Annotated in this window: 21 protein-coding genes, 1 tRNA gene and 1 pseudogene; 16 read left to right on the top strand and 7 right to left on the bottom strand. The window is 53.8% G+C overall.

The genetic code is table 11. The annotated features are described in order from the left end of the window. Positions 1 to 163 precede the first annotated feature (163 nt). Positions 164 to 1,393, top strand: coding sequence for a multidrug effflux MFS transporter (locus Q3970_RS07375; protein WP_303099940.1), 1,230 nt, complete (start codon positions 164 to 166; stop codon positions 1,391 to 1,393). 107 nt (positions 1,394 to 1,500) lie between these two features. Further along, positions 1,501 to 2,583: a prephenate dehydratase gene (gene pheA / locus Q3970_RS07380; RefSeq protein WP_303099941.1), complete on the top strand. Its 1,083-nt coding sequence runs from the start codon at positions 1,501 to 1,503 to the stop codon at positions 2,581 to 2,583. 290 nt (positions 2,584 to 2,873) lie between these two features. Here the strand turns inward: pheA and Q3970_RS07385 are convergent, their stop codons facing one another. The 4 genes from Q3970_RS07385 to Q3970_RS07400 all read right to left on the bottom strand — a co-directional run bounded on the left by Q3970_RS07385 (position 2,874) and on the right by Q3970_RS07400 (position 7,857). Next, complete coding sequence (locus Q3970_RS07385) at positions 2,874 to 4,634, bottom strand: L-lactate permease (protein ID WP_303099942.1); 1,761 nt, start codon at positions 4,632 to 4,634, stop codon at positions 2,874 to 2,876. 224 nt (positions 4,635 to 4,858) lie between these two features. After that, a complete protein-coding gene (locus Q3970_RS07390) occupies positions 4,859 to 6,310 on the bottom strand; it encodes a LutB/LldF family L-lactate oxidation iron-sulfur protein (protein ID WP_303099943.1) in 1,452 nt (483 codons plus the stop codon). Positions 6,311 to 6,394: 84 nt separating this feature from the next. Continuing rightward, a complete protein-coding gene (locus tag Q3970_RS07395) occupies positions 6,395 to 7,087 on the bottom strand; it encodes a lactate utilization protein C (protein ID WP_303099944.1) in 693 nt (230 codons plus the stop codon). After that, positions 7,084 to 7,857, bottom strand: a complete 774-nt coding sequence (locus tag Q3970_RS07400; protein WP_303099969.1) for a (Fe-S)-binding protein — start codon at positions 7,855 to 7,857, stop codon at positions 7,084 to 7,086. Before Q3970_RS07400 ends, Q3970_RS07395 begins: the two co-directional genes overlap by 4 nt. Before the next feature lie 325 nt (positions 7,858 to 8,182). Between Q3970_RS07400 and Q3970_RS07405 the strand changes: the two genes are divergently transcribed. The 3 genes from Q3970_RS07405 to Q3970_RS07415 all read left to right on the top strand — a co-directional run bounded on the left by Q3970_RS07405 (position 8,183) and on the right by Q3970_RS07415 (position 12,269). Next, positions 8,183 to 8,989, top strand: a complete 807-nt coding sequence (locus Q3970_RS07405) for a FadR/GntR family transcriptional regulator (protein ID WP_303099945.1) — start codon at positions 8,183 to 8,185, stop codon at positions 8,987 to 8,989. 148 nt (positions 8,990 to 9,137) lie between these two features. Beyond that, positions 9,138 to 10,256 (top strand): porin, encoded by a 1,119-nt coding sequence (locus Q3970_RS07410; RefSeq protein ID WP_303099946.1) that lies wholly within the window; start codon positions 9,138 to 9,140, stop codon positions 10,254 to 10,256. A 174-nt stretch (positions 10,257 to 10,430) separates the two neighbouring features. Beyond that, a complete protein-coding gene (locus Q3970_RS07415) occupies positions 10,431 to 12,269 on the top strand; it encodes a lytic transglycosylase domain-containing protein (RefSeq protein ID WP_303099947.1) in 1,839 nt (612 codons plus the stop codon). Between the two features lie 214 nt (positions 12,270 to 12,483). Here Q3970_RS07415 and Q3970_RS07420 read toward each other — a convergent pair whose 3' ends face one another. Continuing rightward, positions 12,484 to 13,941: a TrkH family potassium uptake protein gene (locus Q3970_RS07420; RefSeq protein ID WP_303099948.1), complete on the bottom strand. Its 1,458-nt coding sequence runs from the start codon at positions 13,939 to 13,941 to the stop codon at positions 12,484 to 12,486. 314 nt (positions 13,942 to 14,255) lie between these two features. Next, on the bottom strand, positions 14,256 to 15,242 hold the full coding sequence (locus Q3970_RS07425) for a L,D-transpeptidase (RefSeq protein ID WP_303099949.1): 987 nt from the start codon (positions 15,240 to 15,242) through the stop codon (positions 14,256 to 14,258). A 146-nt stretch (positions 15,243 to 15,388) separates the two neighbouring features. Here Q3970_RS07425 and rlmD point away from each other — a divergent pair, with 146 nt between their 5' ends. The 10 genes and pseudogenes from rlmD to aroG all read left to right on the top strand — a co-directional run bounded on the left by rlmD (position 15,389) and on the right by aroG (position 23,591). After that, entirely contained in the window at positions 15,389 to 16,717 is a 1,329-nt protein-coding gene (gene rlmD / locus Q3970_RS07430) for a 23S rRNA (uracil(1939)-C(5))-methyltransferase RlmD (protein WP_303099950.1), read from the top strand. Between the two features lie 192 nt (positions 16,718 to 16,909). Then, positions 16,910 to 18,340, top strand: coding sequence for a lipopolysaccharide assembly protein LapB (locus tag Q3970_RS07435; protein WP_303099970.1), 1,431 nt, complete (start codon positions 16,910 to 16,912; stop codon positions 18,338 to 18,340). 27 nt (positions 18,341 to 18,367) lie between these two features. Continuing rightward, positions 18,368 to 19,465 (top strand): response regulator, encoded by a 1,098-nt coding sequence (locus Q3970_RS07440; RefSeq protein WP_303099951.1) that lies wholly within the window; start codon positions 18,368 to 18,370, stop codon positions 19,463 to 19,465. A gap of 15 nt (positions 19,466 to 19,480) precedes the next feature. Continuing rightward, positions 19,481 to 20,017, top strand: coding sequence for an ATP/GTP-binding protein (locus tag Q3970_RS07445; protein WP_303099952.1), 537 nt, complete (start codon positions 19,481 to 19,483; stop codon positions 20,015 to 20,017). Between the two features lies 1 nt (position 20,018). Further along, on the top strand, positions 20,019 to 20,660 hold the full coding sequence (locus tag Q3970_RS07450) for a peptidase M23 (RefSeq protein ID WP_303099953.1): 642 nt from the start codon (positions 20,019 to 20,021) through the stop codon (positions 20,658 to 20,660). Between the two features lie 74 nt (positions 20,661 to 20,734). After that, a complete protein-coding gene (locus Q3970_RS07455) occupies positions 20,735 to 21,097 on the top strand; it encodes a roadblock/LC7 domain-containing protein (protein WP_303099954.1) in 363 nt (120 codons plus the stop codon). A gap of 312 nt (positions 21,098 to 21,409) precedes the next feature. Continuing rightward, positions 21,410 to 21,485 (top strand) — tRNA-Asn (locus Q3970_RS07460). A 37-nt stretch (positions 21,486 to 21,522) separates the two neighbouring features. Beyond that, on the top strand, positions 21,523 to 21,918 hold the full coding sequence (locus Q3970_RS07465; RefSeq protein WP_303099955.1) for a hypothetical protein: 396 nt from the start codon (positions 21,523 to 21,525) through the stop codon (positions 21,916 to 21,918). Between the two features lie 261 nt (positions 21,919 to 22,179). Next, positions 22,180 to 22,365 (top strand): annotated as a pseudogene (locus tag Q3970_RS07470) (lipoprotein signal peptidase). Between the two features lie 179 nt (positions 22,366 to 22,544). After that, positions 22,545 to 23,591, top strand: a complete 1,047-nt coding sequence (aroG, locus tag Q3970_RS07475; protein ID WP_303099956.1) for a 3-deoxy-7-phosphoheptulonate synthase AroG — start codon at positions 22,545 to 22,547, stop codon at positions 23,589 to 23,591. A gap of 105 nt (positions 23,592 to 23,696) precedes the next feature. Here aroG and rarD read toward each other — a convergent pair whose 3' ends face one another. Beyond that, positions 23,697 to 24,611 carry an EamA family transporter RarD gene (gene rarD / locus Q3970_RS07480; protein WP_303099957.1) on the bottom strand — a complete coding sequence of 305 codons (915 nt, stop codon included), beginning with the start codon at positions 24,609 to 24,611 and terminating at the stop codon, positions 23,697 to 23,699. Between the two features lie 97 nt (positions 24,612 to 24,708). On the opposite strand from rarD, the gene Q3970_RS07485 reads away from it, so the two are divergent. Beyond that, positions 24,709 to 26,877: a primosomal protein N' gene (locus tag Q3970_RS07485; RefSeq protein ID WP_303099958.1), complete on the top strand. Its 2,169-nt coding sequence runs from the start codon at positions 24,709 to 24,711 to the stop codon at positions 26,875 to 26,877. Positions 26,878 to 26,888: the final 11 nt, after the last annotated feature.

The following is a 26,888-nucleotide window of genomic DNA, read 5'->3' on the forward strand; positions in this document are numbered from 1 at the left end:
CGCTGGTTCCCAAAAGAAACGTCCATAAAAAGATTTTGATGTTTTTCATCGGTAAGGTTCCTGTTACGGCTTTTTTTAAAGTTTTAGAAGATTATAATACAAAGCTTTGCACAAGCGGTTTTTGCCTGACCGGGCAGGGAAAAGCCGCTTTAAGGAAAAATTTATGAACCACTTCCGAACTGTTTCTGCCGATAGGAAAACGGCCTTTCTGTTGGCTATGCTGGTGGCGCTGATGCCGTTTTCAATCGATGCCTACCTGCCTGCAATTCCCGAAATGGCGCAAAGCCTGGGGGCGGATATCCACCGCATCGAGCAGAGTTTGAGTATTTTTTTGTTTGGTGTGGCGGCGGGACAGGTTGTAGGCGGCTCGCTTTCCGACATCAAAGGCCGCCGCGTCATCGCACTGAGCGGGCTGCTGGTATATATTGCCGCCGTGGCGGGGTTGGCCGTTATTCAGACGGCAGGCCAACTGCTGCTGCTGCGGCTGATACAGGCATTCGGCGCGGGTATGACGGTGGTGGTGGTGGGCGCCATTGTGCGCGACAATTACGAAGGGCGTAAGGCCGCACAAATGTTTGCCTTGATCGGCATTATTATGATGGCCGCGCCGCTGCTGGCGCCGATGACGGGCGCGCTGCTGACGGGTATGGGCGGCTGGCGGGCGGTGTTTGTGTTTTTAGGAATTTATGCTGCCGTTGTGTGGGGGCTGCTCTACCGCTTTCTTGCCAAACCCGTGAAAACCGATCCGATAAACGGCCGTGTTTTCATTGTGGCGGCGGGGCGTTACAAACGGGTTCTTGCCACAAGGCCTGCGCTGGGTTATCTGTTTTTTCAGGCATTTAGTTTCTCTTCGATGTTTGCGTTTTTAACCGAATCGCCGTTTGTGTATATGGAGCTTTACGGCATTTCGGCTCACGCTTATGCCTGGGTGTTCGGCATGAACATCATCACTATGGGCGTGTTCAACCGCATCACCGCATGGCGGCTGAAGTGCGGCACACACGCGCAAGATATCCTCAAATGGGGGATTGCCATCCAGCTTGCCGCCAATTCGCTGATGCTTGTTTCGGTGTTGCTGTCAGGGTTGCCGCCGATGTGGTGGCTGGTGTTTTGTGTGATGCTGTCGGTAGGCACCCAAGGTTTGATTACCGCCAATACGCAAGCCTGCTTTATGTCGTATTTCCGGGAAGAGGGTGGCAGCGCCAATGCCGTATTGGGCGTTTGCCAGTCGGTTATCGGTGCGCTGGCGGGTATGCTCACCACATGGCTGCACAACGGCACGGCGGCGGTGATGCCGGGCATGATGCTGTTATCGACGGGGGCCGGTATCTCCCTGCTGTGGTTGTGTTCGCGTGAAGCCTGGACGCAAAACAAAGGCAGCGAAATGAAATAAAACATAAGGCCGTCTGAAACGGGAAATGTTTTCAGACGGCCTTTGCCTTTGCATATTAATGTTAAAATCAGCTTCCTTAAATATTCTTAAGCCGCAACGGAGACATTATGCCTGCCGACGACAAACTCTTACCGCACCGCGACGCCATTGATGAGATCGACGCTACCATTCTGCGCCTCTTGAACGAGCGGGCGGGGCACGCCCGCGCCATCGGCGAACTGAAAGGCACCGGTACGGTTTACCGCCCCGAACGCGAAGCCGCCGTGTTGCGCCGCATACAGGATTTAAACGCCGGCCCGCTGCCCGACGAAGCCGTGGCGCGGCTGTTTCGCGAAATTATGAGCGAATGTCTGGCGGTGGAGCGCCCGCTCACCATCACCTATCTCGGTCCTGCCGGCACATTTACCCAGCAGGCCGCCGTCAAACATTTCGGCCATGCTGCCCGCACGCAGGCCTGCGCCACCATAGACGAATGCTTCCGCCTGGTTGAAGCGCGCCAAGCCGATTATGTGGTTACGCCGGTGGAAAACTCCACCGAAGGCAGCGTCGGCCGCGCGCTCGACCTGCTTTCCGTTACCCCGCTGCAAGCCTGCGGTGAGGTGGTATTGCGCATACACCACCACCTGCTGCGCAAAAACAGCAGCAGCACGCAGGGCACCGCCAAAGTTTACGCCCACGCCCAAGCGCTTGCCCAATGCCACGACTGGCTGGGGCGCAACCTGCCCGGAGCCGTGCGTATTTCCGTATCGAGCAACGCCGAAGCAGCACGTTTGGCCGCCGAATCCGGCGACGAACCGGTGGCCGCCATCGCCGGCCAAACCGCCGCCGAACTTTACCGTTTAACCAAAGTGGCCGACAGTATCGAAGACGAGCCCAACAACACCACCCGTTTTTTGGTGTTGGGCCACCAAGCCACCACACCCACGGGGCGGGATAAAACTTCGCTGGTGGTTTCCACGCCCAATAAGGCCGGTGCCGTCAGCGCCCTGATCCAACCGTTTGCCGAGTCGGGTATTTCTATGACTAAGTTCGAAAGCCGTCCCAGCCGTTCGGGTTTGTGGGATTATCTGTTTTTTATCGATATCGAGGGCCACAAAGACGACGCTGAAGTGCAGGCGGCACTTGCCGCGCTGGAAACGCGTGCTTCGTTTGTGAAAGTGATCGGTGCTTATCCGGTGGCGGTATTGTAAGGGTAGGCCGTACCGGAGTTTTCAGACGGCCAGACCGGACCTTTGCAAAATTCCTTTCAGCATCTTAAAAACCTCTGCGTCATGCCCGGGCCTGACCCGGGCATCTTTTGTTTCAAAAGAAATAACAGATACCCGAGGCAAGCCCGGGTATGACGAAACATAAATAAATTCAGGGTGAAAGCGTATTTTTGCAAAGGTCTCAGGCCGTCTGAAACCGGGCCCTCCCAATCTTCAGGGCAAACAAAACCCCCAAACCGTGTTCGGTTTGGGGGTTATCCGTTATCCGGCCGTCAGGCTTTGCCTTTGGCCGCCGACATAACCGCAAAGAAAACCAGCGGGCAGGCAACGGCAACAATCCACCAGCCGATGCTGCCGGTAATCAGCGCTTGGGCGATAAAGCCGGCTTGAATTACGTAGTAAGTCATCGGAATCAGTGTTTTGCGTATTACCTCGCCCTCTCGGTTGAGCAGCCCCACCACGGCGGCGGCGGCCACCACGTTATGCACGGCAATCATATTGCCTGCCGCGCCCCCGATGGCTTGCGCAGCCACCACAATCGAAGACAAATCCGCATTCAGGCCGATTTGCTGGGCGGTTGAAAACTGGAAGTAGGAAAACATCATATTGCTGATGGTGTTTGATCCCGCAATAAACGCACCCAGTGCGCCAATCCACGGCGAGATGTTCGGCCAGAAGTCTGCGAATCCGGCAGCGGCACTTTGCGCCAGCACCATCGGCATGGAAGGCAGTGCGCCTGCCATTTCCATATCGGCAGACTGCGAATTGATGAAAACCTGTACCATGGGCACGGCAAAAAACATTGCAGGTGCGGCTGAAATCAGGGTTCTGCCGGCATCGCCCCAGCCGCGTTTGAAGTTTTTGATGTCCATTTTGAAAATGAAAATACACGCAATGGCCACCAGAATCAGAATGGTGCCGGGCGAATAGCCGAACTGTACGCTGCTGGTAATTTTAGTGCCGAACAGGTTGGCCAGTTTGATAGTGGTCATGTCGCCGGTGAGGAAGGCTTTCAACGGTGCAATCACACGGGTCAGCACCAGCAGCACAATCACAATCATATAGGGTGCGAAAGCGCGGAATACTGAAAAAGTCGGTTTGCTGTCGTCGCTGTGATCGGTTTCGAGCGAGCCGGTCCAATGCGGATCCCAGCTGTTGCGGCCGGGAAAGTCGAACACTTCTTTCGGCACAAACAGGCCTTTTTTAGCGGCAGGCACCACCACCAGCAGACCGATAAAGCCCCCTACCAGCGAAGGGAATTCGGGTCCCATGAAACGGGCGACCAAGAAATACGGGACGGTAAAGGCAACACCGGCAAACAAGGCGAACTTCCATGCTTTCAACCCTTCTGAAAACGAGCGTTTTTCACCGAAGAAGCGGGTGAGCATGCCGCACAGGATCAGCGGGATCAGAAAGCCGACCAATGTGTGCAGCAGGCCGACGTTGCCGGTAATCTGCAGCAGGTATTGTTCGACTGTGGCCGGTTCGATGGCTGCTGCCACGTCGGCCTTGTTGCTGATGCCGGAGTTGACGCCTAAAAGCAGAGGCGTACCCACCGCACCGAACGATACCGGTGTCGACTGGATAACCAGTACAGACATCACCGCCGCCATGGCGGGGAAACCCAAAGCCAGCAGCAGCGGTGCCACCACGGCCGAAGGCGTGCCGAAACCCGACGAACCTTCAACCAGCGAGCCGAACAGCCAGGCAGCGATAATCACCTGAACGCGGCGGTCGGGCGAAATATCCATAAAGCCTTGGCGGATGGATTTCAGCGCACCGCTCTCTTTCAGCGTGTTCAGCATCAGAATCGCGCCGAACACGATATAGAGCACGGTTAATGCCACGATTACTCCGTTAACGGTGGCGGCGGCTACTGTGTTGAAAGCCGCGTTCCATACAAACAGCGCCAGTGCCGCCGTAACCAGATACGCCGCCAGCATGGCGGTTTTTGCGGGCAGGCGCATAACCACCAACAGCAGGAATACTGTCAGAATCGGCAAGAGTGCCAACAAAGGATTAAGCAGACTCATTTTTAAAGCTCCTCACGTTGATGAGTGTGTTTAAACAGGCGGTTGTACGCCGTTTGTTTTCAGGTTTGCAGATGCTCGGCTTTGCCGAACTTCTTGTTTTCAGACGGCCTTCCAAATCAGATTGGCGGGCAGCAGCTTTGACAGGCCGTCTGAAAATTTCTACCGGCAGCCGGAAAAACGGTTTTTGAAAGATACCGGACGCGGCGGCAGGACATTCCGGGTTTTCAGCCCGAACGGGTTTGCTGCCGCTCGGCAATCATTTGGTGTAGGGTTTTTGCCGCAGGTTTCAAGGGAATATGGTTTTGCGTCCAGCCCATCTGCCGGGAAGGGGTCAGCATACGGAATCTGGCGGCCGCCCAGCCGAAAGCGCGGTAGGCTTTTTTTCCGCCGAAAATACCGTTGAAGGTGCGCCATGCAAACTGCTCTCCGAAACTGTGCGACGCGCCTTGTCCGCGAACAGGGTTTGCCACTTTCTCATTGGGCGGGCGCTGTGCCTCTTCGCGCAGGCGTATCAGCAGTTCCGGAATCGGAATCCTCACAGGGCACACTTCGGCGCACGCACCGCACAGCGAAGAAGCGGTAGGCAGGTCTTTAGTGTTTTCCAAACCCATCAGGTGCGGCGAAATGATTTCGCCGATGGGGCCGGGATAGGTGGTTCCGTAGGCCGCGCCGCCGATGCGGGTGTAAACCGGGCAGTGGTTCATGCACGCGCCGCAGCGGATACATTGCAGGGTTTGGCGCATCTGCTCGTCGGCATAGGCCTGGCTTCTGCCGTTGTCGAGCAGCACTAGGTGCATTTCCTGCGGGCCGTCGAGTTCGGCGCTTCTGCGCGGGCCGGTAATCATGTTGAAATAGGTGGTAACCGGCTGGCCGATGGCACTGCGCGGCAGCAGACTGTAGAGCGGAGGAATATCCGACAATTTCGCCACCACTTTTTCGATGCCGGTGATGGCGATGTGCACGGGCGGCACGGTGGTGGTCAAACGGCCGTTGCCTTCGTTTTCCACCAAACACAGCGTGCCGGTTTCGGCCACGGCAAAGTTCACGCCGGAGAGGCCGACGTCGGCGGTGCGGTAAATATCGCGCAGGGCGCGGCGGGCGATGCCGGTGAGTTCGTCCACATCGTCGGTGGGCGCGGTGTTCAGGTGGTTGTGAAAGAGACCGCTCACCTGCTCTTTGGTTTTGTGAATCGCGGGCATCACGATGTGGGTGGGCTTTTCGCCGGCCATCTGCACGATATATTCGCCCAAATCGCTTTCGATTGCGCTGATACCTTTTTCTTCAAGGTAGTGGTTCAGCTCGATTTCTTCGCTCACCATCGATTTGCCTTTAACCATCAGGCGGCCGTTTTTTTCGGCCATGATGCCGTGGATAATGCGGCAGGCTTCGTCGGGGGTTTCCGCCCAATGCACTTTCACGCCCAAGCGGGTCAGGTTGGCTTCCAATTCTTCCAACAGTTCGGGCAGGCGGGCGAGCGAGCGCTGGCGGATGTGTTCGCACAGGGTGCGCAGGGCTTGCAATTCGTGCTCGTCGGACAACACGCCTTTGCGGCGGGTCATCAGCATATCCATCGCGGTGCGCAGGCTTTTGCGCAGCGGGGCGTCGGCCAGCGCGCCGGCAGTATTTTGCTTGAAGGTTTCCGGCTTGGGGTGGAAATGAATCGTTTGCGTATTCATAGTGTTCTTTTGTCTGTTTCAGACGGCCTGCCCGAGTGGCTGGGGCCGTCTGAAAATATCGTGTGGTTGGTGGGGAAAGCCTGATTAGTCGGACAAATCCGCTTCGGCTATATGCTCGGGCAGCACGGCCAGTACCACCATATCGCGCGGGCCGTGCGCGCCGTAGGCCAGCGTGAGCTGGATATCGGCGGTTTTCGACGGGCCGGACACCAGCACCATGTTGGCGGGCATGCCGGCGGCCATGTTTTCGCCCTGCATGGCGCTGTAGAAATCGTTATACATTTTGGCCGTATCAAACAGGCAGATATGCACGGGCGGCACCAGGCTCTGGCTGCGCGGCTGGCTTTCAGACGGCCACAACACCAGCGTGCCGGTGTGGGCGATGCCGCAGCGCACATCGGTGAAACCTGCGTCGATGCCGGCGAAAAACTCGTCTTTCCAGTCTTCGATCGGCCGCTCAAAAGCCTTCACTTCGATGCCGGCGGCTCCTGCCGCGGCGGCTGCCGCGCGGCCGTGTTCGGTTTGCAGGGGCAGCAGAATGTTGCGCAGGCCTTTTTCCTGCGCCACCTTCACCAGCATCTGCGCCCAGTTGTCGGCGCGTACCCAATGGATTTCGGTTTTCACCGCCCGCATGGCTTTCGCCCAATGTTTCAGACGGCCTGCTTCGTTTTCCCACTGCGGCGTCATTTCCTGATAATAAGCCGCAGTTTCAGGATCTTTCATCGGCGCGGCGGCCGCACGGCGCAGCTTGGCCAGAATATTTTCGCGTGCGCTCATGCTTTGCCTCCCGTGCGCTCCAGCAGGAATGTGGCGATGTGTTTGGGTTTGGGCATACCGGGTTCGTCTTTGGCGATTTTGCCGCCGATATTGAGCATGCAGCCACCGTCTGCGCTGATGATTTCGGCCGCCCGGCTTTCTTTCAGGGCGGCTACTTTGTCGCTGACCATCGCGCCGGAAATGTCGGGGTGCTTCATCGAAAATGTGCCGCCGAAGCCGCAGCATTCGCTTTCGTGGTCGTGCACCACGCGCTCTACGTTGGCCAGTTTGTCGACCAGTGCCCAGCCCGAAAGGTGTACGCCCATTTCACGGCGCGCAGAGCAGGAAGTGTGCACTGCCACTTTGGTATGCCCGCCTTGGTCTTGCGGTTCGTAGCCGATGGCAAGCAGAAAATGAGTGAATTCCACTACGCGGGAGGCTATGTCGCCGGCCAGGCGCTCGTAAACGCTGCCTTTGAACAGCCGGGGCCAATGATGTTTCATCATGCCGCCGCAAGAACCGGAAGGAACAACCACCGGCCACGGGTTGGGAAACAGATCCAGTTGTGTTTTAGCTACTTCAAACGCATCTTTCGGATGCCCTGAAGAAAAGGCAGGCTGGCCGCAGCAGCTTTGCTCCATCGGAAAATGTACGCGTATGCCTTGCTGCTCTATCAGGGTAATCGCGTCCATACCTGCTTCGGGCATGAAAATATCCAAGAGGCAGGTACCGAAAAAATAAACGTCGGCAGGTTTGCTGCCGTAAACGGGGGTATGGTCTGTGTGATGCATGATTGGTTTAGTGGTCATACCAATTCGGTTAAACTAACATTACTTTACGTAATGCCGTGTAGTCGGTCAAGTGCCGCATTCAAAAATAAATGCGCCAATGTGCAATGCTGCCGCTTCGGAGCGGTTTGTTTGATGCTGAAAAAGGCTGCAAACAGACAAAACGGCCGGAAACGGGCGGATTGGGCGTATATGGCGCAGCGGCATTCATACCGGAAGTTTGCGTTACAATCTCATGCCCGAAGGAAGCCGAATAACAAATATTATGTTCCAAACCCCGGTGCCGCATCTGTGCAAACGGGAAGGAGCAAACAGATGAGGTACGGACATGACAAACCAGGCCGCCAACATTAAAACACCCGCCATCGGTATGCAGATTGCCGCCGTTTTGGAGGAAAGGATTCTGCAGAACGTGTATCAGATAGGGGGCAGGCTGCCGCCCGAGCGCCGTTTGGCCGAGGAATTCGGCGTGTCCCGCCAGTCGGTGCGTGCCGCACTGCATATTCTGGCCGCCCGCGGGTTGCTGTATGCGCGTCAGGGCGACGGGCATTATGTTTCGGATCATGCCGGTGCGGGATTTCATTACGGCTGGGAGAACCTGCTCGACACCCGTGAGGGCATGGAGAATGAAGTGTTGGATTTCCGCCGCGGCATTGAAGGCATGTTGGCCGCATTGGCGGCACAACGGCGCACCGTGGCTGATTTGGCACGCATGAAAAACTGGCTGGGCAAATTGGGCGAAGCGTATGCGCAAAACAATCTTGATTTGCAGTCAGCCGCTGATGTGGCTTTTCACCAGGCCGTGGCCGAAGCCGCACACAATATTTTGTTCACCCGCCTTTCAGACGGCCTGTTGCGCCTGCTCACCGGCCAGACCAAACGCAACCTGGGCAATATGTTCGGCGTGCCCGATGTGCATTCGCAACTGATGGCGCAGCACGAAGCAATTTTTTCAGCCATTGAAAAGCAGGATGCCGCTGCTGCCGCACAGGCTGCCCACAACCATTTGGATTATGTGGAAAACTGTCTGACCTACCGCCGCCAGCGGCAGAGCCGCGAAGTTGTGTCGAATGCGTTGGCTGAAGGCGACAAACTCAAACCTGCGTTTAATCATTCCAAATCAAATGGCAGATAAATATGTTGTTTTTTTGGTTTTGGCAAAATGCCGTAATATACGGACAAGGTTTACATTTGCCTTGTGAAAAAATGAAAATGCTTTACAATATCCGGCAATCAGACTGTATCAGGTTGATTATTTTGAAAATATAAAGAAAGGGATTATTATGAAAAAAAGCATTGTTGCCGTTGCCGTAATGGGCGTTTCTTTTCCGGCGGCCGCCGAAGTGTCGCTTTACGGCCAAATCAGGACAACCGTATCGGTTGCCCAAACCCAGATTAAAGGTGCTGCAGGAACCGAAAAAAGCCATACCGAAACCAAAATCAACGACAACACTTCGCGTTTGGGTTTCAAGGGCAGCGAGCGTTTGGGCGGCGACATGAAAGCCATTTGGCAGGTAGAGCAGCGTATTTCTACCGTAGGCGACAACAATGGCCGCTGGGGTTCGCGTGATTCGTTCATCGGTTTGGAAGGCAGGTTCGGTAAAATCCGTGCCGGTAACATGAACAACCAGCTCAACGAGATGGATACCATCGACAGTTGGATTTACGGCAACAATGCTTTGGGCTTGGGTATCTTCACCCGTACCGGCAGCCGCAAAGTATCGGCACGTTACGACACTCCGTCGTTTGCCGGTTTCAGTGCCAATGTGCAGTATGCGCCCCGGGACAACCAAAACCCCGACGATAAAGGCCTGCACGAAGAGCCGACCCGTGCGCAGCTGGATACGGGCTTGAACTACGAAGCCGACAAATATTTCGTAAAACTGGGCTATAACCTGCGGAAAAACAATTATTCGGATAACGGCGGCAAAACCAAAGACGCACACATCGGCCGCTTGGAAACCGCATATGACGGAAGCAAACTGTTTCTCGGCGCGGGCGTGCAATACGCCAAAGGCTTCGAAACAGGCAACCGTTACCTGGCACGGTTCACCAATGACTTCAATACCTACAACGGCAGCAGCATTACCTCGGGATCGGCCAAGTCGGAATCTGTAAAAGTAGTGGATGCCGCCGTTACCGCAGGTTATAAAGCAGGCAACTGGCGTCCGAAAATCAGCTATGCCCACGGTTGGGCGGCAAAAGGCGTAAACAGCGGTGATGTGCTGGTCGACAAATTTGATCAAATAATCGTAGGCAGCGACTACCGGTTCAGCAAACGCACCGCTGTACGCGGCCAAGTCGCCCATATGCGTGTCGGCGGAAAAACCCGCCTGACTGCCGACACTTCCGGCAAAGTGGAGCAGACCGCAGCGCAACTCGGCCTGCACCACCGTTTCTAATGCAGCCTTGATTTGCACAAAGGCCGTCTGAAAATATATTGATTCAGACGGCCTTTGCGGTTTTGCAGCCGTATACGGGTATGCGGTGCAAAATATCACCGCAAAATTTCAAACCCGCATCCGAATCGTTTAAAATCAAAACTTCCGGAAAAATACCAATCGAGAGACCCGACCATGACTTTACAACGCACACTCACGTTTGCGGCCACCGCGCTTGCCGCCGCTGCTCTGGCTGCCTGTTCTTCGCACGAGCAACCTGTGGAGCCGGTTAAAAAAACTGCTGAAAAACCGCGCCCCTCCGTGCGTGCGGCCGAAACCCCCGCTAAAGTGCTGGCTGATTACAGTCTCTACCAAAGTGCGCTGGCTGCCGCCAAGCAGGATAACGACACCCTGCCTGCCCAATTTCTAGAGCAGGCCGCCGAAAGTGCCATGGCGGAAGACGTGCGCAACGAGTGGCTCAAAAGTTTGGGCAAACGCAGCCAATGGGCGCTGTTCAACCAACAATACGCCAAACTTGATCAGGCAGGCCGTGCGCAGGAGGTGCGGTGCTACGCAGAATTGGGCAGCGGCAGCCATACTGCGCTGGCTGCCGAGCTGGTTAGAGAAACCGGCCGCCTGCCCCAAGGCTGTACACGCCTGGTGGAAGCTGCCGCCGCTTCGGGCCGTCTGAATCAAAAAGATGCATGGAGGAGGGTGCGCGGCTTAATCAGCAACAATCAGATTACCGATGCCCGCAATCTTGCCGCCGCACTCGGCAGCCCGTTTGACGGAGGAGGCCAAGGTGCGCAGGAGTACAGCCTGATCAGCGTTATCGGGAACAATGCCAAACGCAACACCGCGTCAGCGGCCCGTTTGCAAGCCATGCAGGGCAGCCTTTCACGCGAGCAGGCAGGGTTTGCATGGGGGGTGCTGGGCCACATGCAGGCTTGGAGCCAAAATATGGCAACCGCCTTGAATTATTTCAGCCGGGCCGATCGCAGCCAGTTGAGCAACGAGCAGTTCGAATGGTATGCACGAGCCGCACTGCGCCTGCAACGTTGGAACGAATTGGCGGATATTATCGAAGCCATGCCGGCCAAGCTGCAAAATGATCCGGCATGGCAGTATTGGCTGGGGCGCAGTTATGCCGCACAGGGCAACCGCAGCCGTGCCGAGCCTTTATATAAAAAGGCAGCTTCCAGCGGCCGCAATTTTTATGCCGTGATGGCGGGCGAAGAACTGGGACAGCGCGTGAACACCCGCAACAATGTGGGCGAGGTTTCAAAAAGCGATGTGAAGCATCTGGCCAAAGACGGTGCCATTGACCGCGCCCTGACCCTTTTTAAAGCCAGTCAGAACAGCGGCGATTGGAAAATGCGCCGCCAATCTCAGGCCGAATGGCGTTATGCGACCCGCGGTGCCGATGAAGATATGCTGTTAACCGCAGCCCAGCTGGCTTTCGACAACCAGTTCTACGAAATGGCCATCAACAGTGCCGAACGCACCGACCACAAACTCAACTACAACCTGCGCTATATCTCGCCGTTTAAAGAAATCACTATCCGTTATGCCAATCAGGCCGGTGTAGACCCTGCTTGGGTTTACGGTCTGATTCGTCAGGAAAGCCGTTTTATGCTGGGTGCGCAATCCAGTGTGGGGGCACAGGGGTTGATGCAGGTGATGCCGGCTACCGCCCGTGAAATCGCTTCGAAAATCGGTATGAGCAGCAGTGAACTTTATACTATGGACGGCAATATCCGTATGGGTACGTGGTATATGGCCGATGCCAAACGCCGTCTGCAGAACAACGAAGTAATGGCCACGGCAGGCTATAACGCAGGCCCCGGCCGTGCACGCAACTGGCAGGCGGCCAACGCGCTTGAAGGTGCAATTTATGCTGAAACCATCCCATTCAGCGAAACCCGCGATTATGTGAAGAAGGTTATGACCAATGCCACCTATTACGCCAGCCTGTTCAATGAACCGCAAACTTCGCTGAAACAGCGTATGGGTGTAGTACCGGGGCGGTATTGATTCTGGATGCGGATGTCAAACGGGGCGGAAGAGACCGCCCTGTTTTTTTATCGTGATAAAGCCAGTATGCCGGAAAGTGTGCAGTGTTGTTCCAAGCCGGCAGTTTTAATGGCAGATTATAGTGGCTTAAATTTAAAAAAGGATAAGGCGGCTTGCTGCCTTGTATCGAAGTAATTAATCCGCCATAGGTCAAATAACCCGACGGTTTCTGGTTTTATTTTTTCCAATAAGGCGGGGTAAACAGAATCAAAACAGTGAAGATTTCCAAGCGCCCAAGAAGCATTACTGCTGTGCACAGCCATTTTTGGATATCGGTTAAGGCCGAATAGTTATATGCCGGGCCGACCGAACCCAAACCCGGCCCCGAATTGGTGATACAGGCGATAACGGCGCCAAAGGCAGAAATAAAATCCATGCCGGCAATCATCATAAAAAAGGTAAACAGTACCACTGTCATAAAATATACAAACACAAAAGCCATAACCGTGAGTGCGGTGCGTTCTGGAATGGTGCGGCCGTTTACCTTAACGTTGCGCACAGCGTTGGGGTGCAGCAGCAGCAGCATTTCGCGCAGGCTGAATTTGGCCAGAATAATGGCGCGCACGTTTTTAATGCCGCCGCCCATTGATCCCGAGCTGGGCAGTATATTGGCAAGGAAAAACATCCATAATGTGGTGATCAGGGGCCATGCTCCGAAGTCGGTGTTTGAAAATCCGCTGGAGAGGCCTATCGAAATAAAGTTGAATGCCGTGTAGCGCAGAGATTCTTCGAAAGAGGCATAATACTGTCTGTGCCAAAGGTAGAGGCTTACGGCTGCAATGCTGGTAAAGAGTACCCCGATAATGATGCGGAATTCTTCATCACGCCAATAGCGGCGGGGCGAGCGTGTGCTGAATGCCGAAAAATGGGTAACAAAATTGACGGCACCGAATATTGTCCCCCCCATCACAATCAATTCGACGGCGGGTGAATTGAAATATGCGATGCTGTCGTTATGGGTAGAAAACCCGCCCAACGACATTGTCGACATGGCATGACAGAGTGCGTCAAACCAATTCATGCCGGCCAGGCGTAGGGCAAAGAGTATGATGCAGGTGCCGCAGGTATAGGTGAGCCAGAGCTTTTTGGCCACCTGCGAAATGCGCGGTGCCATTTTACTGTCTTTGTCGATGCCGGGAATTTCAGCCTTGAACAATTGGGTTCCACCCACACCGAGCATGGGTAGAATGGCTACAGCCAGCACGATGATCCCCATGCCGCCCAGCCAGTTGAGCATATGCCGCCAAAAATTGATGGAAGGGGCAAGTGTATCCAGGCTCAGGATAACGCTGGCACCGGTGGTGGTTAAGCCCGACATGGCTTCAAACAGTGCGTCAGTATAACTCATGCGCGGAAAATAAAGATAAAACGGCATGGCGGCCACCAGCGCAAAACCCACCCATAGCATAAATACCAAGGTAAAGCCGTCGCGTACGCGCAATTCGCGGTTATGCCGTAGCGTCAGCAGCCAAATCGTGCATGAGGCAATAATGGTTACCATTGCAGTAGAGCCAAATGCGTTTAAAGCGGCATCTAGAAACAGATACGACACAAAAGTGGGCACCAGCAGCAATATCGAAAACAATACGCCGAGCTTGGACAGAATATGGACAATGGGAATGATTTTATACATGGCAAACAGTTTCAGACGGCCCTGAACCTATGGCATACACGGGATCGTCTGAAACGGTAGAAGGTTCAGGATACGGCTGCAGCCTGAGGCAGCCGCCTGCATTCTAACAAAAACAGATGGGACACAAAAAGCCTTCTATAACGGATAAACTTACTCCGATACCGGACAACAGGCGGTATAAACAGTGCGGCAAATTGCAGTAACGTTGTAGCAGAGTAAGTTTATCCGTTACAGGAAACCTTGAATAAACAAGGCCGTCTGAAAACTGTATTTTCAGACGGCCTTCCGATGCAGGATTATGCTGCGGTTTGAAGTTAAAACAGCATATCAGTCGGTTCTTTATGTTCCCGATATTGGTCGGGGGTAGGACGGGCGGGTTGGTAGGGCGCTTTCGGTTGAGGAGCGGCAGCCGGTGCCGCGGGAGCGGCCGGCGTAACGGGTTTGTCGGCTCCCGCATCCACTTCGATTTCGGTGCCGGCCGGCAGCACTTCGTCTTTAACCGGTGCAGGCGGCGGCGCCACTTTCGGTTTGGTGTGGACTGCCGAACCGCTGTTCCAAGCCAGCGATTGAAGCGGACCTTTCACTTTCACACCTTTGGCACAGGTCAAACAATTGATTTGGCCGGTGCGGTTTTTCAAAATTGCGTCCACCCGTTTGGGGTTGACGGTTTTGCCGTGTGCTTTCGCCCAAGCGTTGATGCTTTTACGCAATGCTTCGGTGTTGAGGTTTTTCTGGTTATAGGGGTCGCGGTAGGCGGCCAGCCAGAGATTATTGTTGGCATCGGTGTTCAGCGCGGCCATCTGATAGATAACCGAAGCAGGCGAGCCGCTGGTAATGGTCTTGGCGAATTCCAGTGCATCGGGCGATTTCATGCGCACGCAGCCGTGGCTGCGCACCCCGGGTACGCTGGCCGGGGCGTTGGTGCCGTGAATGCCCAAACCGAGCTTGGGATCGCCCATACGCACAAACACAGGACCCAACGGATTGTTCGGGCCGGGCGGAACGGTTTTCACACCGTCGTTACGTTCTTTTTGGATGCTTTTGGGAATATGCCATGTGGGGTTAAATGCTTTCGCACCGATTTTGTGCTCGCCCAAATTCGTTTGCGTAGCCGCCTTGCCCACTGCGACGGGATAAACTTTGGTTAGTTTGCCGTCGGTATAAAGAAACAGGCGCTGCTGAGGGATGTTGATGACAACGTGTTGTCCTGCCGACACAGGCCGGTGGTCGGGTACCGGTGTGTTGGCCGCTGCGGCGGTACAAAAAGACGCGGCAATGAGGCCGAAACTGATTTTTTTCATCGTTAAATAGCTGTGTTGTTATGATTAAAGGGGTAAAACTTGCATGAATCATACCGTAATCCGCAGATTTTTGTGAGAAAATACACCGTTTTTGGATAAGGGCGCGCCGAAAACGGCATTCCGGCCTGTATTTTACGGTGCAGAAAATGAAACAGGCAGTTGAATTAAATAATACGGCCGACGTGTTTTCGATAGATTACGAGGGCAGGGGAGTTGCCCGCGTAAACGGCAAAACGGTTTTTATTAAAGGCGCCCTGCCGACCGAGCGGGCGGCATTCCGCATTACCCGCAGCAAAAAACAGTTTGACGAAGCGGAGGCAGCAGACATCATCAGGCCGTCTGAAGAACGGGTTGTGCCCAAGTGTTGTTATTTTAATACATGTGGCGGCTGCGTATTGCAACACGCTTCGCACGGTGCGCAAATCGCCTTTAAACAGAGAATATTAGAAGAGCAACTGTTACGGATAGGCAAAGTATTTCCCGAGCAAATCCTGCCGCCGGTTTACGGCAGCGCATGGGCATACCGGCACAGGGTACGCTTCAGCGTGGCCGCAGATAAACAGGGGCGTATCGGCGTGGGTTTTCAGGCAAAGCAAAGTCATGATGTGGTGGCGGTAGAGAGCTGCCCCGTGTTGCCTGGTCATGTTTCCGGCATATTGCCCGGCCTGAACCGGCTTATAAGAGATTTTGTTAAGATAAACGAGCGGGTTAACTATATAGAATGTGCTGTCGGGGAACGGCTGACGGTTTTGAATGTCTGTATGCAGGAAGCGCCGGATAAAGCTGCCCGCGAACTGCTTGAACGGTTTTCAGACGGCCTCAACCAAAGCGGTAGAAAATGGCAGATATGGATACAGCACAGCAACAAAGCCGCTTATCCGCTTTACCCTGAAAGTGCGCCGCAATTGGCCTACCGCCTGCCTGAATTTGATGTGGAAATACCTTTCCGCCCCGGAGATTTCACCCAAATCAACGCCGAAATGAACGCACTGATGGTGGGGCGCGCCTTAAGACTGCTTGATGTTCGGCCCAACGAGCGTGTGGCAGATTTGTTTTGCGGGCTCGGCAACTTTGCCCTGCCCATTGCAAAAAGCGGTGCGGCAGTTGTTGGTTTGGAAGGCGCGGCGCATTTGGTGTGCCGCGCCCGTGAAAATGCGGTATTGAACGGTTGTGTCCATGCAGAATTCCGGCAGGCCGATCTGTTTGAAACCACCCCTGAGGCAGTGGCGCAATGGGGGTATTTCGATAAAATGTTGCTCGATCCGCCCCGAAACGGGGCTTATGCCGTCGTGCAGGCTTTACATGCACCCTATTTACCGAAGAGGATAGTTTATGTATCTTGCAATCCGTCTACGTTGGCCAGAGATGCCGCTGTATTGACCGATAAGGGCTACCGCTTCAAAGCGGCAGGTGTGATAAATATGTTTGCCCAAACAGCGCATATAGAATCGATAGCTTGGTTTGAGTTGCATTAATCCCCACATTAATGACGTATTGATACGATTTGATGTAATAATCGGTTAAATCATGTTATCATAATGCACTTAAGGGGACAGTATTACTTTATGTATGCCCGTTTTTAATTTGAAATCCGTTTTGAGTTAATCTGTTCGGGCTGCAACACGTATCGGGAGATATTCTTGGATTATTCACTTTTAATCATAGTAATGCTTTCGACTTTGTTCGTTTTATTGTTTGTTCGATACAGACAAAGCACGGGCAATGCAAAAAAGCAAAAAACAGGTAGGCCGTCTGAATCCGTCCGCCGTGCGGAAAGCGGGGAGCGCGCTTCAGACGGCGGGGATTGGATGAGCCAGGTTTCCCAGTCGGTATCGGAAACTGCAAACAACGACTGGGGGTGGGACAGCATAGGCCAAACCGAAGCATCGACTGCGGCAGTGTCTGCTCAAGAAGTCGATCCGCTGACGGAATACCAAGTTTACAAACAATTTGGTTACGAAAGTAAAGCAGCCGCTTCTTTGGCGGGTTATCTGAACGGATTGTCAGACGGGGCGCCGGAAAAACTCGTGCACGAACTGGCCGGATTAAGCCTGCGTACCGGCGATATTGATTTATTGGCAGACACCTTGGAGCGTCACGGCAATGTCCTGCCTGAAGAAAGTGTGGCTGAGTATGTAAAAGCGGGCTTGGTTGCCAATTCCACGCACCTCCAATTACGTGTTATGGCAGAACGCCGTTTGGGCTGGAGTATGCAGGAGGTTTCGCGCCAGATTGGTGAAAAAACCGGTTTGGATGAAATCCAATCGGCGGCATCCGAGCCCGCCCTGACAGTCAATACCTCCGGCATGGTTCGTGCAGGCGAGGCGGGTACTGACGCCCGGGCGCCGATTGTCATCGGCCGCAACGCTGACTTGGACGGTGTAACAGAAGAAGAAATGGGCGCGGTTATCGGCTTCGTTAAGCCGGAAAAGAGCGCTAAGATTTTAAGAGGCAAAGTGGATTACGAAACTGCTTTACGTCAATATAATAAAGCCATTCAAAAATCGGCTAAACCCGCAAGTCTGATTATCGACGCGTTGAAGCTCGATTATCAAAACGAAGAAGTCAATCAGTTTGCAAAACACTTGTGGAAATTGTATTACACATTAGGACAATACGGTCGTCAGGTAAAAGAGCGTATGCTGGGCTGGGGTTACAGCCTGGGATACCACGAAGTATTCGACGATTTGGAAAAGGGGCCGTCTGAACAGAAAGTTCGTGAAATCGGACTGGCAAGAGGTTATTTACAACCAACTTCCCTGCAACTGAAATCCAAGTACCGTGATTTGGTGCAAAAAGACGATTCGCTTATCAGCGCAAATTCCTCGCCGGCCGAAGAGGCAATCAAAGAAGTGGAATCTTTGCTGATGTACGGCCAATTGGATCAGGCCATCGGCACTTTAGAGCAGGCAGTATTGCAATATCCGCAAGAATCCCAGCTGTATGTCATGCTGTTTGACCTTTACGAGCGCGCAGAAGATTGGTCCCGTTTGGAACAATTCTTGCGCCTGCTCCGCGAGCGTGTGGCAAGCCTTCCTGAGGAAGTTGTTTTGGCGATGAGCCGGTTGTTACGCCGAGTGAATCAACAGTCTAAATAGTAAATACTTTTTTAAAGAGTGCCGATAATGGACAACCTGTTACCGAAAGTAAAAACCGTACGGATTATGCTGCAAGAGATGGGCGAGCAACAAGAAGCCGTTTTCCGTATGGCATTTAAAATGCACAACACCACCAATTATGAAATCGTTACTGCCGAATCGGCAGAACAACCGGATTTGGTTTTGGTGGATACCGATACCGAGCAGGGTATTGCCGGATGGAAAAAAGCAAAAGAAGCCTATCCCAACGTTCCGGTGGCTATGTTTTCGGCGAAAGAGCCAAACGTTACCACGCCCTATCTGGCCAAACCGATTAAATTCGATACCTTGTTCCCGATTTTGAGAAGTTTGTCGCAAGGAGGTGGGATTTTTGAATTCTCCGAGCAGAAACAGCAGGAACGTTCGGGTGATGTAGGAGCGGACGGTGCGCGCAAGGCAACCATCCACCGCTTCAATCCGCAAAAAGGCTTACTGGGCGCTTTAAGATTTGCCAGTCAAGGCAGTCAGGATATCGCCGTTTTGCATGAAGGCAAGCCTGTATTGATTGTGTTTCCCAGTATCCAACGCGTATTGCTGACGGTAAGTGCGGCCGAGCTTGAAAAGTTGAGCAAAGACGACAATCTTGCAGTAGTTTGCAAAGCGGTGCCGGATAATCCCCAGTGGAAAGAAAAAGCCAAAGTAACGATTATGTCGTGTTTGTGGCAAATGGCTATCTGGACGGCACAGGGGCGCCTGATTTATCCGATGACGCCGCAAACCGTATTTACGCTCAAACGCTGGCCCAACCTGACCCGTTTGGCCCCAGTGCCGGAGTCCATGCGGTTGTCGGCATTTCTGACCAAAACATCAGTTAACCTGAACATTCTTTATAAAGTTATGCCCTTGGAAATGCCGGATATCCTCAACTATCTGGCCGCAACCTACGTTACCGGCTTTTTGGCTACCGATGCCGAATTCACCAATCAAGACAAGTCGGCCAATGTATCCGCAGAAGGCATGAAAGTAGGAGGCGAAGTTCCTGACAACCAAATGAGCAAAGACGCCCAAAAAGCAGTCAGTCCGTCTGCCGAGCAGCCACGCAGTCTGTTGCAGCGCTTGATGCGCAAACTTATCGGCAAGAAATAATTTAAGGGGTTATAAATGAAAGAGAATAAAATTATTTTTACCGGCCCCGTGGGCGTGGGTAAAACAACGGCTATCTCCGCATTGTCCGACGAACCGCCGGTACAAACCGATGCTGATGCTTCTGATATGACCTTGGTACGCAAAGGCTATACAACGGTTGCTATGGATTACGGCGTTATCCGTTTGGACGAAGAAACCAAAGTCCACCTATACGGCACGCCGGGGCAAGAGCGTTTTAACTTTATGTGGGAGATTTTGAGCCAAGGGAGCATGGGTTTAATTTTGCTGCTAGACAACACAAGAACCAATCCTCTGAAAGATTTGCAGTTTTTCTTGGATGCTTTCCGAGGATTGCTGAAAACGGCCCCGTTGGTTGTGGGTGTTACCAAAATGGATATCCGTTCCTTGCCGGGAGTGGATGTATATCAAAAATATTTGGCGCAGAATAATTTTAATGTACCGGTATTTGAAATTGATGCACGCCGAGAAGATGATGTCAAACAATTAGTCAGTGCAATGCTCTTTTCAATTGACCCGGGATTAGAGGTATAAGATGGAATCCACACTTTCTTTACAATCGAATTTGTACCCTAAAATCACGCCGGCCGGTGCATATTATGCTGTTTCAGGGGATACGCCCAGCGCCAGCCGGACACTGTTATACGGTTTGTTGCGGGCGAATCCTTCCGAAACCATTAGCAGCGAAAAACTTTTGGCTTGGGCGGACACCAGCGATATCGACAGCGCATTAAACCTGCTTTACCGCCTTCAGCGCTTGGAGTTTTTATATGGTGACGAGAATGTCGGCAGTGAAGACACCAACCTGACCGACGAAGAGTTGCCCGATCTGTTGGCCAAGTTGTCGAATTCAGGCAAGGCCTTGTTGGCAGACGAAAACGGTTTGTATTTTGCCAATGCCGGCTTCCACCACGAAGCGGCGGAAGAAGTGGGTATTCTGGCCGGTGAAATTGCAGCCGTTGTTGACAAACACCAGCTGTTGATTAAGAACAACCTGCATATCCACCACAGCGCGTGGGGCATTTGCGACCCTTCCGGCCAAAGCGAATTAACTTTCTTCCCCCTCTATATCGGCATGAGCAAACTGATTTTGGTTATCGGGGGGCTGCCCGATTTGAATAAAGAAGAGTTCGTTACTTTGGTGAAAGTATTGCATAACCGTTACGGGCGGCATTAAGCCAATACTGTAAACATTCACCCGGCAGGCTGGTTTTCAGACGGTCTGTCCACTTTAGTGAGATAGGATAAAAAATGCGTGAACAATTATTGATTTCTGTGTTAAGTGATTTGAACAATACATCTACCGATATTACCGCCTCTGCGGTAATTTCAACCGACGGTTTGCCGATTGCCACCTTGTTGCCCAGCAACCTGAATGCAGATCGTGTGGGGGCTATGTCTGCTACTTTGCTGGCGTTGGGTAACCGAGCTGTGCACGAGCTGGCTTGCGGCGATCTTGATCAAGTTATGGTAAAAGGCTCGAACGGTTATGTTTTGCTGAGCCAGGCAGGAAGCAATGCGGTTTTGGCTTTGATGGCTCGGGAAAGCGGAAAATTGGGATTGATTCTGCTGGATGCCAAACGTGCGGCTAAGCACATTGCCGATATTTTGTAAGAAAACGTCGGTTTTTGTTGCAATGCGCCTACTGTTTGATTGCGATGGGTTTTGGCTGTTGTAATCTATATTTATTTAATGAAGTGGATTGTGCTCCATTTGATATGAGGTAGCATACACACGTACCGCTTTAAGTAGCTTGTAACATCGTTTTCTTCAGGCTGGGATTCGGCTGCTTTGTAGTAAAAGTTTGGTGAATCCATCATGTCTGATAAGGTTTCAGTGAAAATACTATTCACGATGGTGGACTTATTTAATGAAAATATTTGACAGAATTTTATTAAAGCAAGTATAATTTATTCCTTTAAATTTTCCCCGATAGCTCAGTCGGTAGAGCGACGGACTGTTAATCCGCAGGTCCCTGGTTCGAGCCCAGGTCGGGGAGCCAAATTTCCTAAGCCTAAACAACCGTTTAGGCTTTTTCTTTGTCTACCGCCTATTTTTGGTATGCCAAATTTGTGCCGAAACCAAGACTGGTACCGTCCAACAAAGCAGCGGGTCCGTGCAAATACCCGGAGCAAGATGGGCATACCGCTGCCTATGCTGATGATTTCTCAACCGTCCATTTCCTGCAACGCCGCCAACAGCACATCGGTCTGAAGTCAGCTTGCCCCTGTATGGTGCAAATCATGCCAACGGAAATCGGATATGCCGGCTTTTTCCAAAGCATTTTTCCAAATGCGGGAATTGATGCTTTTCATGGGGCGGTCGATCGGTTCCAATTTTCCGGCGGTACTCTCCCTAGGCGCGGGCGTATTGACGGGCTTGTCGTCCAGCAGCAAATAGCGGTCGCCGTTTTTTCCCTGCCGACAACCAAATAAACATCACGGATATGGTGGTTTTATGCCGAAGCACCGTACCGGGTTGAAAACCAGAATCGTTGGTGGCTGGTGCGGAGGGATTTTCAGACGGTGAAGATGCTTCGGCGGAAACACCGGTGCCCGGTACCGTGTTTCGTTCTTCCGTTACGGCTGCCATGGATTCGGGGGGAGGGGGGGGCGTACTTGGTCGTGCAGGATACGGATTTTGCCGTAGGCCGCCTTAAACAAAGGCTGCTGCTCCGACGGCATATTCTGAGATCTTTGCAAAACCCCCATCTGAGGCGCATTTCTGCGTTGTGCGCTGCCCGCTCGCTTGCCTAACTCTATGTTATGTCTACGCTCACTGCGCTGCTACGCCTTGAACTGCATCCACATCTGGGGGTTTTGCAAAGGTCTTATTCTGTATATGGTTGTAACCGAATTTCTGTTTGTCTTCAAACCATATGATGAATTTGTTGATATAAAATTCCAATATTTGTTAAATCGAAAAATTTAAATTCTCGTAAAAACGAAAATCATAGATTTACACAATAAAATAGCTGAAAAAGGGTTTTTGTGCTTGCCATGTCCCGTATGAGCCGTTAATCTTTGCAGCCTGATTCATTATTATATAGAAAAGAACAATCATGACTCCGCCACGCTACCAAACAGACGACGTTAAAATCAAAGAAGTTAAAGAACTGCTGCCGCCGATTGCTCATCTTTACGAGTTGCCTATTAGTGAGGCCGCCGCTGATTTGGTTTACCAAACCCGCCAAGAAGTTGCCAAACTGGTTCACGGGGAAGATAACCGCCTGCTGGTGATTATCGGCCCCTGTTCGATCCACGATCCCAAAGCTGCGCTTGAATATGCCGGGCGGTTGCTGCCGCTGCGCAAAAAATACGAAAAAGAATTGTTGATTGTGATGCGCGTGTATTTTGAAAAACCGCGCACTACCGTGGGCTGGAAAGGGCTGATTAATGATCCGCATTTAGACGGCACGTTCGATATCAATTTCGGCCTGCGTCAAGCCCGCAAGCTGCTGCTTACACTGAACGATATGGGCATGCCTGCCTCCACCGAGTTTCTCGACATGATTACGCCGCAATACTATGCCGATTTGATTTCATGGGGCGCCATCGGCGCGCGCACCACCGAAAGCCAGGTGCACCGCGAGCTGGCCAGCGGTTTGTCGTGCCCGGTCGGCTTTAAGAACGGCACCGACGGCAACCTGAAAATCGCCATTGATGCCATCGGCGCGGCTTCGCATCCGCACCACTTTTTGTCGGTTACCAAAACCGGCCATTCCGCTATCGTGCATACCAGCGGCAATCCGGATTGCCATGTGATTCTGCGCGGCGGCAAAGAGCCGAATTACAGCGCCGGGCATGTGAAAGACGCCGCCGCCCAGCTCGAAAAAGCCGGCGTGCCGCCCAAACTGATGGTGGACTTCAGTCATGCCAACAGCCGTAAGGATTACAAACGCCAAATGGAGGTGGCTGAAGATGTGGCGCAGCAAATCCGCAACGGCGAAAACAATATTATGGGTGTGATGGTGGAAAGCCATTTGGTGGAAGGCCGTCAGGATAAGCCCGAAACTTACGGCCAAAGCATCACCGACGCCTGCATCGGTTGGAACCAGACCGAAGAATTGCTGGCGTTATTGGCCGAGGCAAACCGCAGCCGTGTATAAATACCGTCCGGGTTGAAATATAATTTTTTTGAATAAGTGTTTCACCATGACAGGCCGTCTGAAAGTTTCAGACGGCCTGTTGCCTTTTCATTCGGAATCGGGCGTCTAAACCTTATGCCCTGCCGCACGATACTGCCGCCACACGGCCAGCAGGTACAGCACCACGCCCAGCCACACCCAGCCGTAGCCGATCAGGCGGTTGATATCAAAGGCTTCGCCGAACAGCAGCAAGCCAGCCAACAATTGCAGCACCGGCGAAAAATATTGCAGCATACCGAGCATCGAAAGCGGAATCCGCCGCGCACCGGCGGCGAACATCAATAAAGGCACGGTGGTAATCATGCCCGAGCCGAGCAGCACCGCCAGTGGCAACACGCCCAGTTGGGCAAACTGCAAACTGCCTGCCGCGTAATGGTGCGCCAGATAGCCCAGAGCAAACGGCAGCAGGATCAGGGTTTCCCAAGTCAGCCCCACCAAAGCACCCACCGGCGCGAGCTTGCGGATAAAACCGTAGAATCCGAAAGTCAGCGTCAGCAGCAGCGCCACCCACGGTATCTGCCCGGCCGGCACCGCCAGCCACAAAATTCCCGCAAATGCCAGCGCCACCGCAGCCGCTTGCAGCTTATCCAGCCGCTCTTTCAACACCACACGGCCGAGAAACACGCTAAAGAGCGGCGACATAAAATAACCCAAACTGGCATCGAGCACATGATTATTGGCAATCGCCCACAAATACACCAGCCAGTTCATGCCGATACAGAACCCGCTCAACACCAGCGCCGCCAGAACCTTCGGATGTTTGAGCACGGCGGCAAACGCGTCCTGCCGGCGGATGAACAGCAGCACCGCCACGGCAAACAGTGCCGACCACACAATCCGCTGCGCCAACACCTGATCGGCCGCCATACCCGCCTGATTGATGGGATACCAATAAATCGGAAACAGCCCCCAAACGGCATAACAGCCGGCGGCATACCAAATGCCTTTGCGGGTTTCTTGGGCGGAATACGCGGAATTCATAACAGATCGGCCGGGTAAAGACGGCGATTATCCGCCTGAAGCCGCGCCGCCGCAATGCCGCATTCAGCAATGTTTCCATATCCCTTATAATGCTCGCATGATTTTGCACCACATCGCACTCAACGTGCCGGTTTCAGACGGCCTCTTCACCTACCGCCACCCGACTGCGCTGCCCGCAGGTTGCCGGGTGGCGGTGCCGTTTCGCGGCAAAACGGTGGCGGGCGTGGTGTGGGCAAGCGGCGTGGAAAGCGGCATAGCAATTGAGAAAATCCTGCCCGTGCAAACGGTTTTTACCGATGAAGTGCCGCTGCCCGAAAGCTGGCGCGCACTGCTCGACTTTACCGCCCGCTATTATCATTACCCCACCGGCCAGGCCGTATTCGCCGCGCTGCCGGCAGGGTTGAAAGAGCCGAAGCCCGTTGAAATGCCGAAGCCGCCGCTGTTTTACACTTTGAACGAAACCGGCAGGGCGCAAACGCCGCCGCCGGAGCGGTTTCGCAAACAACACGCATTATGGCAGGCGCTGTTTTCAGACGGCCTCGAAATGGCGGCCTTGAAGCGCATCAACAACCAAGCGCCCAAGCTCGTGCAAGAATGGGCCGACTCGGGCTGGATACGCACCTTAAACGCCGCCGCGCCGAAGCTGAATCCGTCCGAATATACGCTCAACGCTGCCCAGCAGGCTGCATCGCAGGCCGTACAGGCCGCCCGCGGCACTTTCCAACCGTTTCTGCTTTACGGCATCACCGGCAGCGGCAAAACCGAAGTGTATTTCGACGTGATGGCCGAAGTGTTGGCCGCAGGCAAACAGGTGCTGTTTCTGCTGCCCGAAATCAACCTTACACCGCAACTGCTCAAGCGGGTGCAGGCACGGTTTGCCGACGTGCCCGCCGCTGTGCTGCACAGCCAAACTGCCGCCGGACAGCGCACGCAGGATTATCTGCGCGCCATGCTCGGCCAAGCCAAGCTGGTTATCGGCACGCGGCTCTCGGTGTTCACGCCGCTGCCCGACATCGGCCTGATTGTGGTGGACGAAGAACACGACGGCTCGTTCAAACAAGACAACGAATTGCGCTACCAAGCCCGCGATTTGGCCGTGTGGCGCGCCAAGCAGAGCGGCTGCCCGATTGTGCTCGGTTCCGCCACGCCCAGCCTCGAGAGCTGGCACAAAGCGCAAAACGGCGCCTACCGGCTGTTGGAACTGGCCGAACGCGCCCGAACCGCCGCCAAACTGCCGCAGGTGGAGGTTTTAAACGTAGGCCGTCTGAAACTAGACAACGGCTTCTCACCGCAAGCGCTCAAACTTTTACAACAAAATTACCAACAAGGCGGTATGTCGCTGGTTTACCTCAACCGCCGAGGTTTCGCCCCCGCCCTGTTTTGCGGCGACTGCGGCCACACTTTCGGCTGCCCGCGCTGTTCGGCCAAAATGGTGCTGCACCAGCGCGCCCGCCAATTGCGCTGCCACCATTGCGACTACCGTCAAAGCGTGCCCTACAAATGCCCCGATTGCGGCAACCAAGACCTGACCGCCGTCGGCCAGGGCACGCAGCGCGTTGAAGAAACTTTGCGCGCGCTGATGCCGCAAGCCGCCGTTGTCCGTGTCGACCGCGACAGCACCGCCCATAAAAACGACTGGGCCGATTTATACCGCCGCATCGCCGGCAACGAAATCGACGTACTGGTCGGTACCCAGATGCTTGCCAAAGGCCACGACTTCGCCCGCCTGAACCTCGTGGTGGTGCTCAATGCCGACGGCAGCCTTTACAGCGCCGACTTCCGCGCGCCCGAGCGCCTGTTTTCCGAGTTGATGCAGGTGTCCGGCCGTGCGGGGCGTGCGCAAACCGCGGGCAAAGTGCTGATACAGACCCGGCTGCCCGAACACCCCGTATTCGCCGCCGTGAAGGCGCAAAACTACCGCATTTTCGCCGAAACTGAACTGGCCGGGCGCAAGCTGCTGAATATGCCGCCGTTTGCCTTTCAGACGGCCATCCGCGCCGATGCCGCCACAGTGGCCGACGCGATGGATTTTCTCAACAACATCAAAGCCGTAACCGGGCCGTTAACCGGTGAAAACGTATCTGTGTTCGGCCCCGCCCCGATGTTTATGGTGCGGCTGGCCGAACGCGAGCGCGCGCAAGTGTTTTTAGAATCGCCCGACCGCCGCAGCCTGCACCGTGCCGTGAGCCTGTGGGTGCAGGTGCTGCAGCAATACCGCGACGGCAAAATCAGATGGTCGGCGGATGTGGATCCTCAAGAAATGTAACGAGGCCGTCT

Origin of the sequence: Neisseria sp. (assembly GCF_030530745.1) — a bacterium.
Lineage (GTDB): Bacteria > Pseudomonadota > Gammaproteobacteria > Burkholderiales > Neisseriaceae > Neisseria.

Coding starts and splice junctions, on each gene's coding strand:
- aroG (WP_303099956.1), top strand. CDS start 22,545: ATGACTCCGCCACGCTACCAAACAGACGACGTTAAAATCAAAGAAGTT.
- rarD (WP_303099957.1), bottom strand. CDS start 24,611: ATGAATTCCGCGTATTCCGCCCAAGAAACCCGCAAAGGCATTTGGTAT.
- Q3970_RS07445 (WP_303099952.1), top strand. CDS start 19,481: ATGAAAGAGAATAAAATTATTTTTACCGGCCCCGTGGGCGTGGGTAAA.
- Q3970_RS07390 (WP_303099943.1), bottom strand. CDS start 6,310: ATGAATACGCAAACGATTCATTTCCACCCCAAGCCGGAAACCTTCAAG.
- Q3970_RS07420 (WP_303099948.1), bottom strand. CDS start 13,941: ATGTATAAAATCATTCCCATTGTCCATATTCTGTCCAAGCTCGGCGTA.
- Q3970_RS07435 (WP_303099970.1), top strand. CDS start 16,910: ATGCTTTCGACTTTGTTCGTTTTATTGTTTGTTCGATACAGACAAAGC.
- Q3970_RS07405 (WP_303099945.1), top strand. CDS start 8,183: ATGACAAACCAGGCCGCCAACATTAAAACACCCGCCATCGGTATGCAG.
- rlmD (WP_303099950.1), top strand. CDS start 15,389: ATGAAACAGGCAGTTGAATTAAATAATACGGCCGACGTGTTTTCGATA.
- Q3970_RS07410 (WP_303099946.1), top strand. CDS start 9,138: ATGAAAAAAAGCATTGTTGCCGTTGCCGTAATGGGCGTTTCTTTTCCG.
- Q3970_RS07455 (WP_303099954.1), top strand. CDS start 20,735: ATGCGTGAACAATTATTGATTTCTGTGTTAAGTGATTTGAACAATACA.
- Q3970_RS07385 (WP_303099942.1), bottom strand. CDS start 4,634: ATGAGTCTGCTTAATCCTTTGTTGGCACTCTTGCCGATTCTGACAGTA.
- pheA (WP_303099941.1), top strand. CDS start 1,501: ATGCCTGCCGACGACAAACTCTTACCGCACCGCGACGCCATTGATGAG.
- Q3970_RS07395 (WP_303099944.1), bottom strand. CDS start 7,087: ATGAGCGCACGCGAAAATATTCTGGCCAAGCTGCGCCGTGCGGCCGCC.
- Q3970_RS07375 (WP_303099940.1), top strand. CDS start 164: ATGAACCACTTCCGAACTGTTTCTGCCGATAGGAAAACGGCCTTTCTG.
- Q3970_RS07425 (WP_303099949.1), bottom strand. CDS start 15,242: ATGAAAAAAATCAGTTTCGGCCTCATTGCCGCGTCTTTTTGTACCGCC.
- Q3970_RS07450 (WP_303099953.1), top strand. CDS start 20,019: ATGGAATCCACACTTTCTTTACAATCGAATTTGTACCCTAAAATCACG.
- Q3970_RS07415 (WP_303099947.1), top strand. CDS start 10,431: ATGACTTTACAACGCACACTCACGTTTGCGGCCACCGCGCTTGCCGCC.
- Q3970_RS07400 (WP_303099969.1), bottom strand. CDS start 7,857: ATGCATCACACAGACCATACCCCCGTTTACGGCAGCAAACCTGCCGAC.
- Q3970_RS07485 (WP_303099958.1), top strand. CDS start 24,709: ATGATTTTGCACCACATCGCACTCAACGTGCCGGTTTCAGACGGCCTC.
- Q3970_RS07440 (WP_303099951.1), top strand. CDS start 18,368: ATGGACAACCTGTTACCGAAAGTAAAAACCGTACGGATTATGCTGCAA.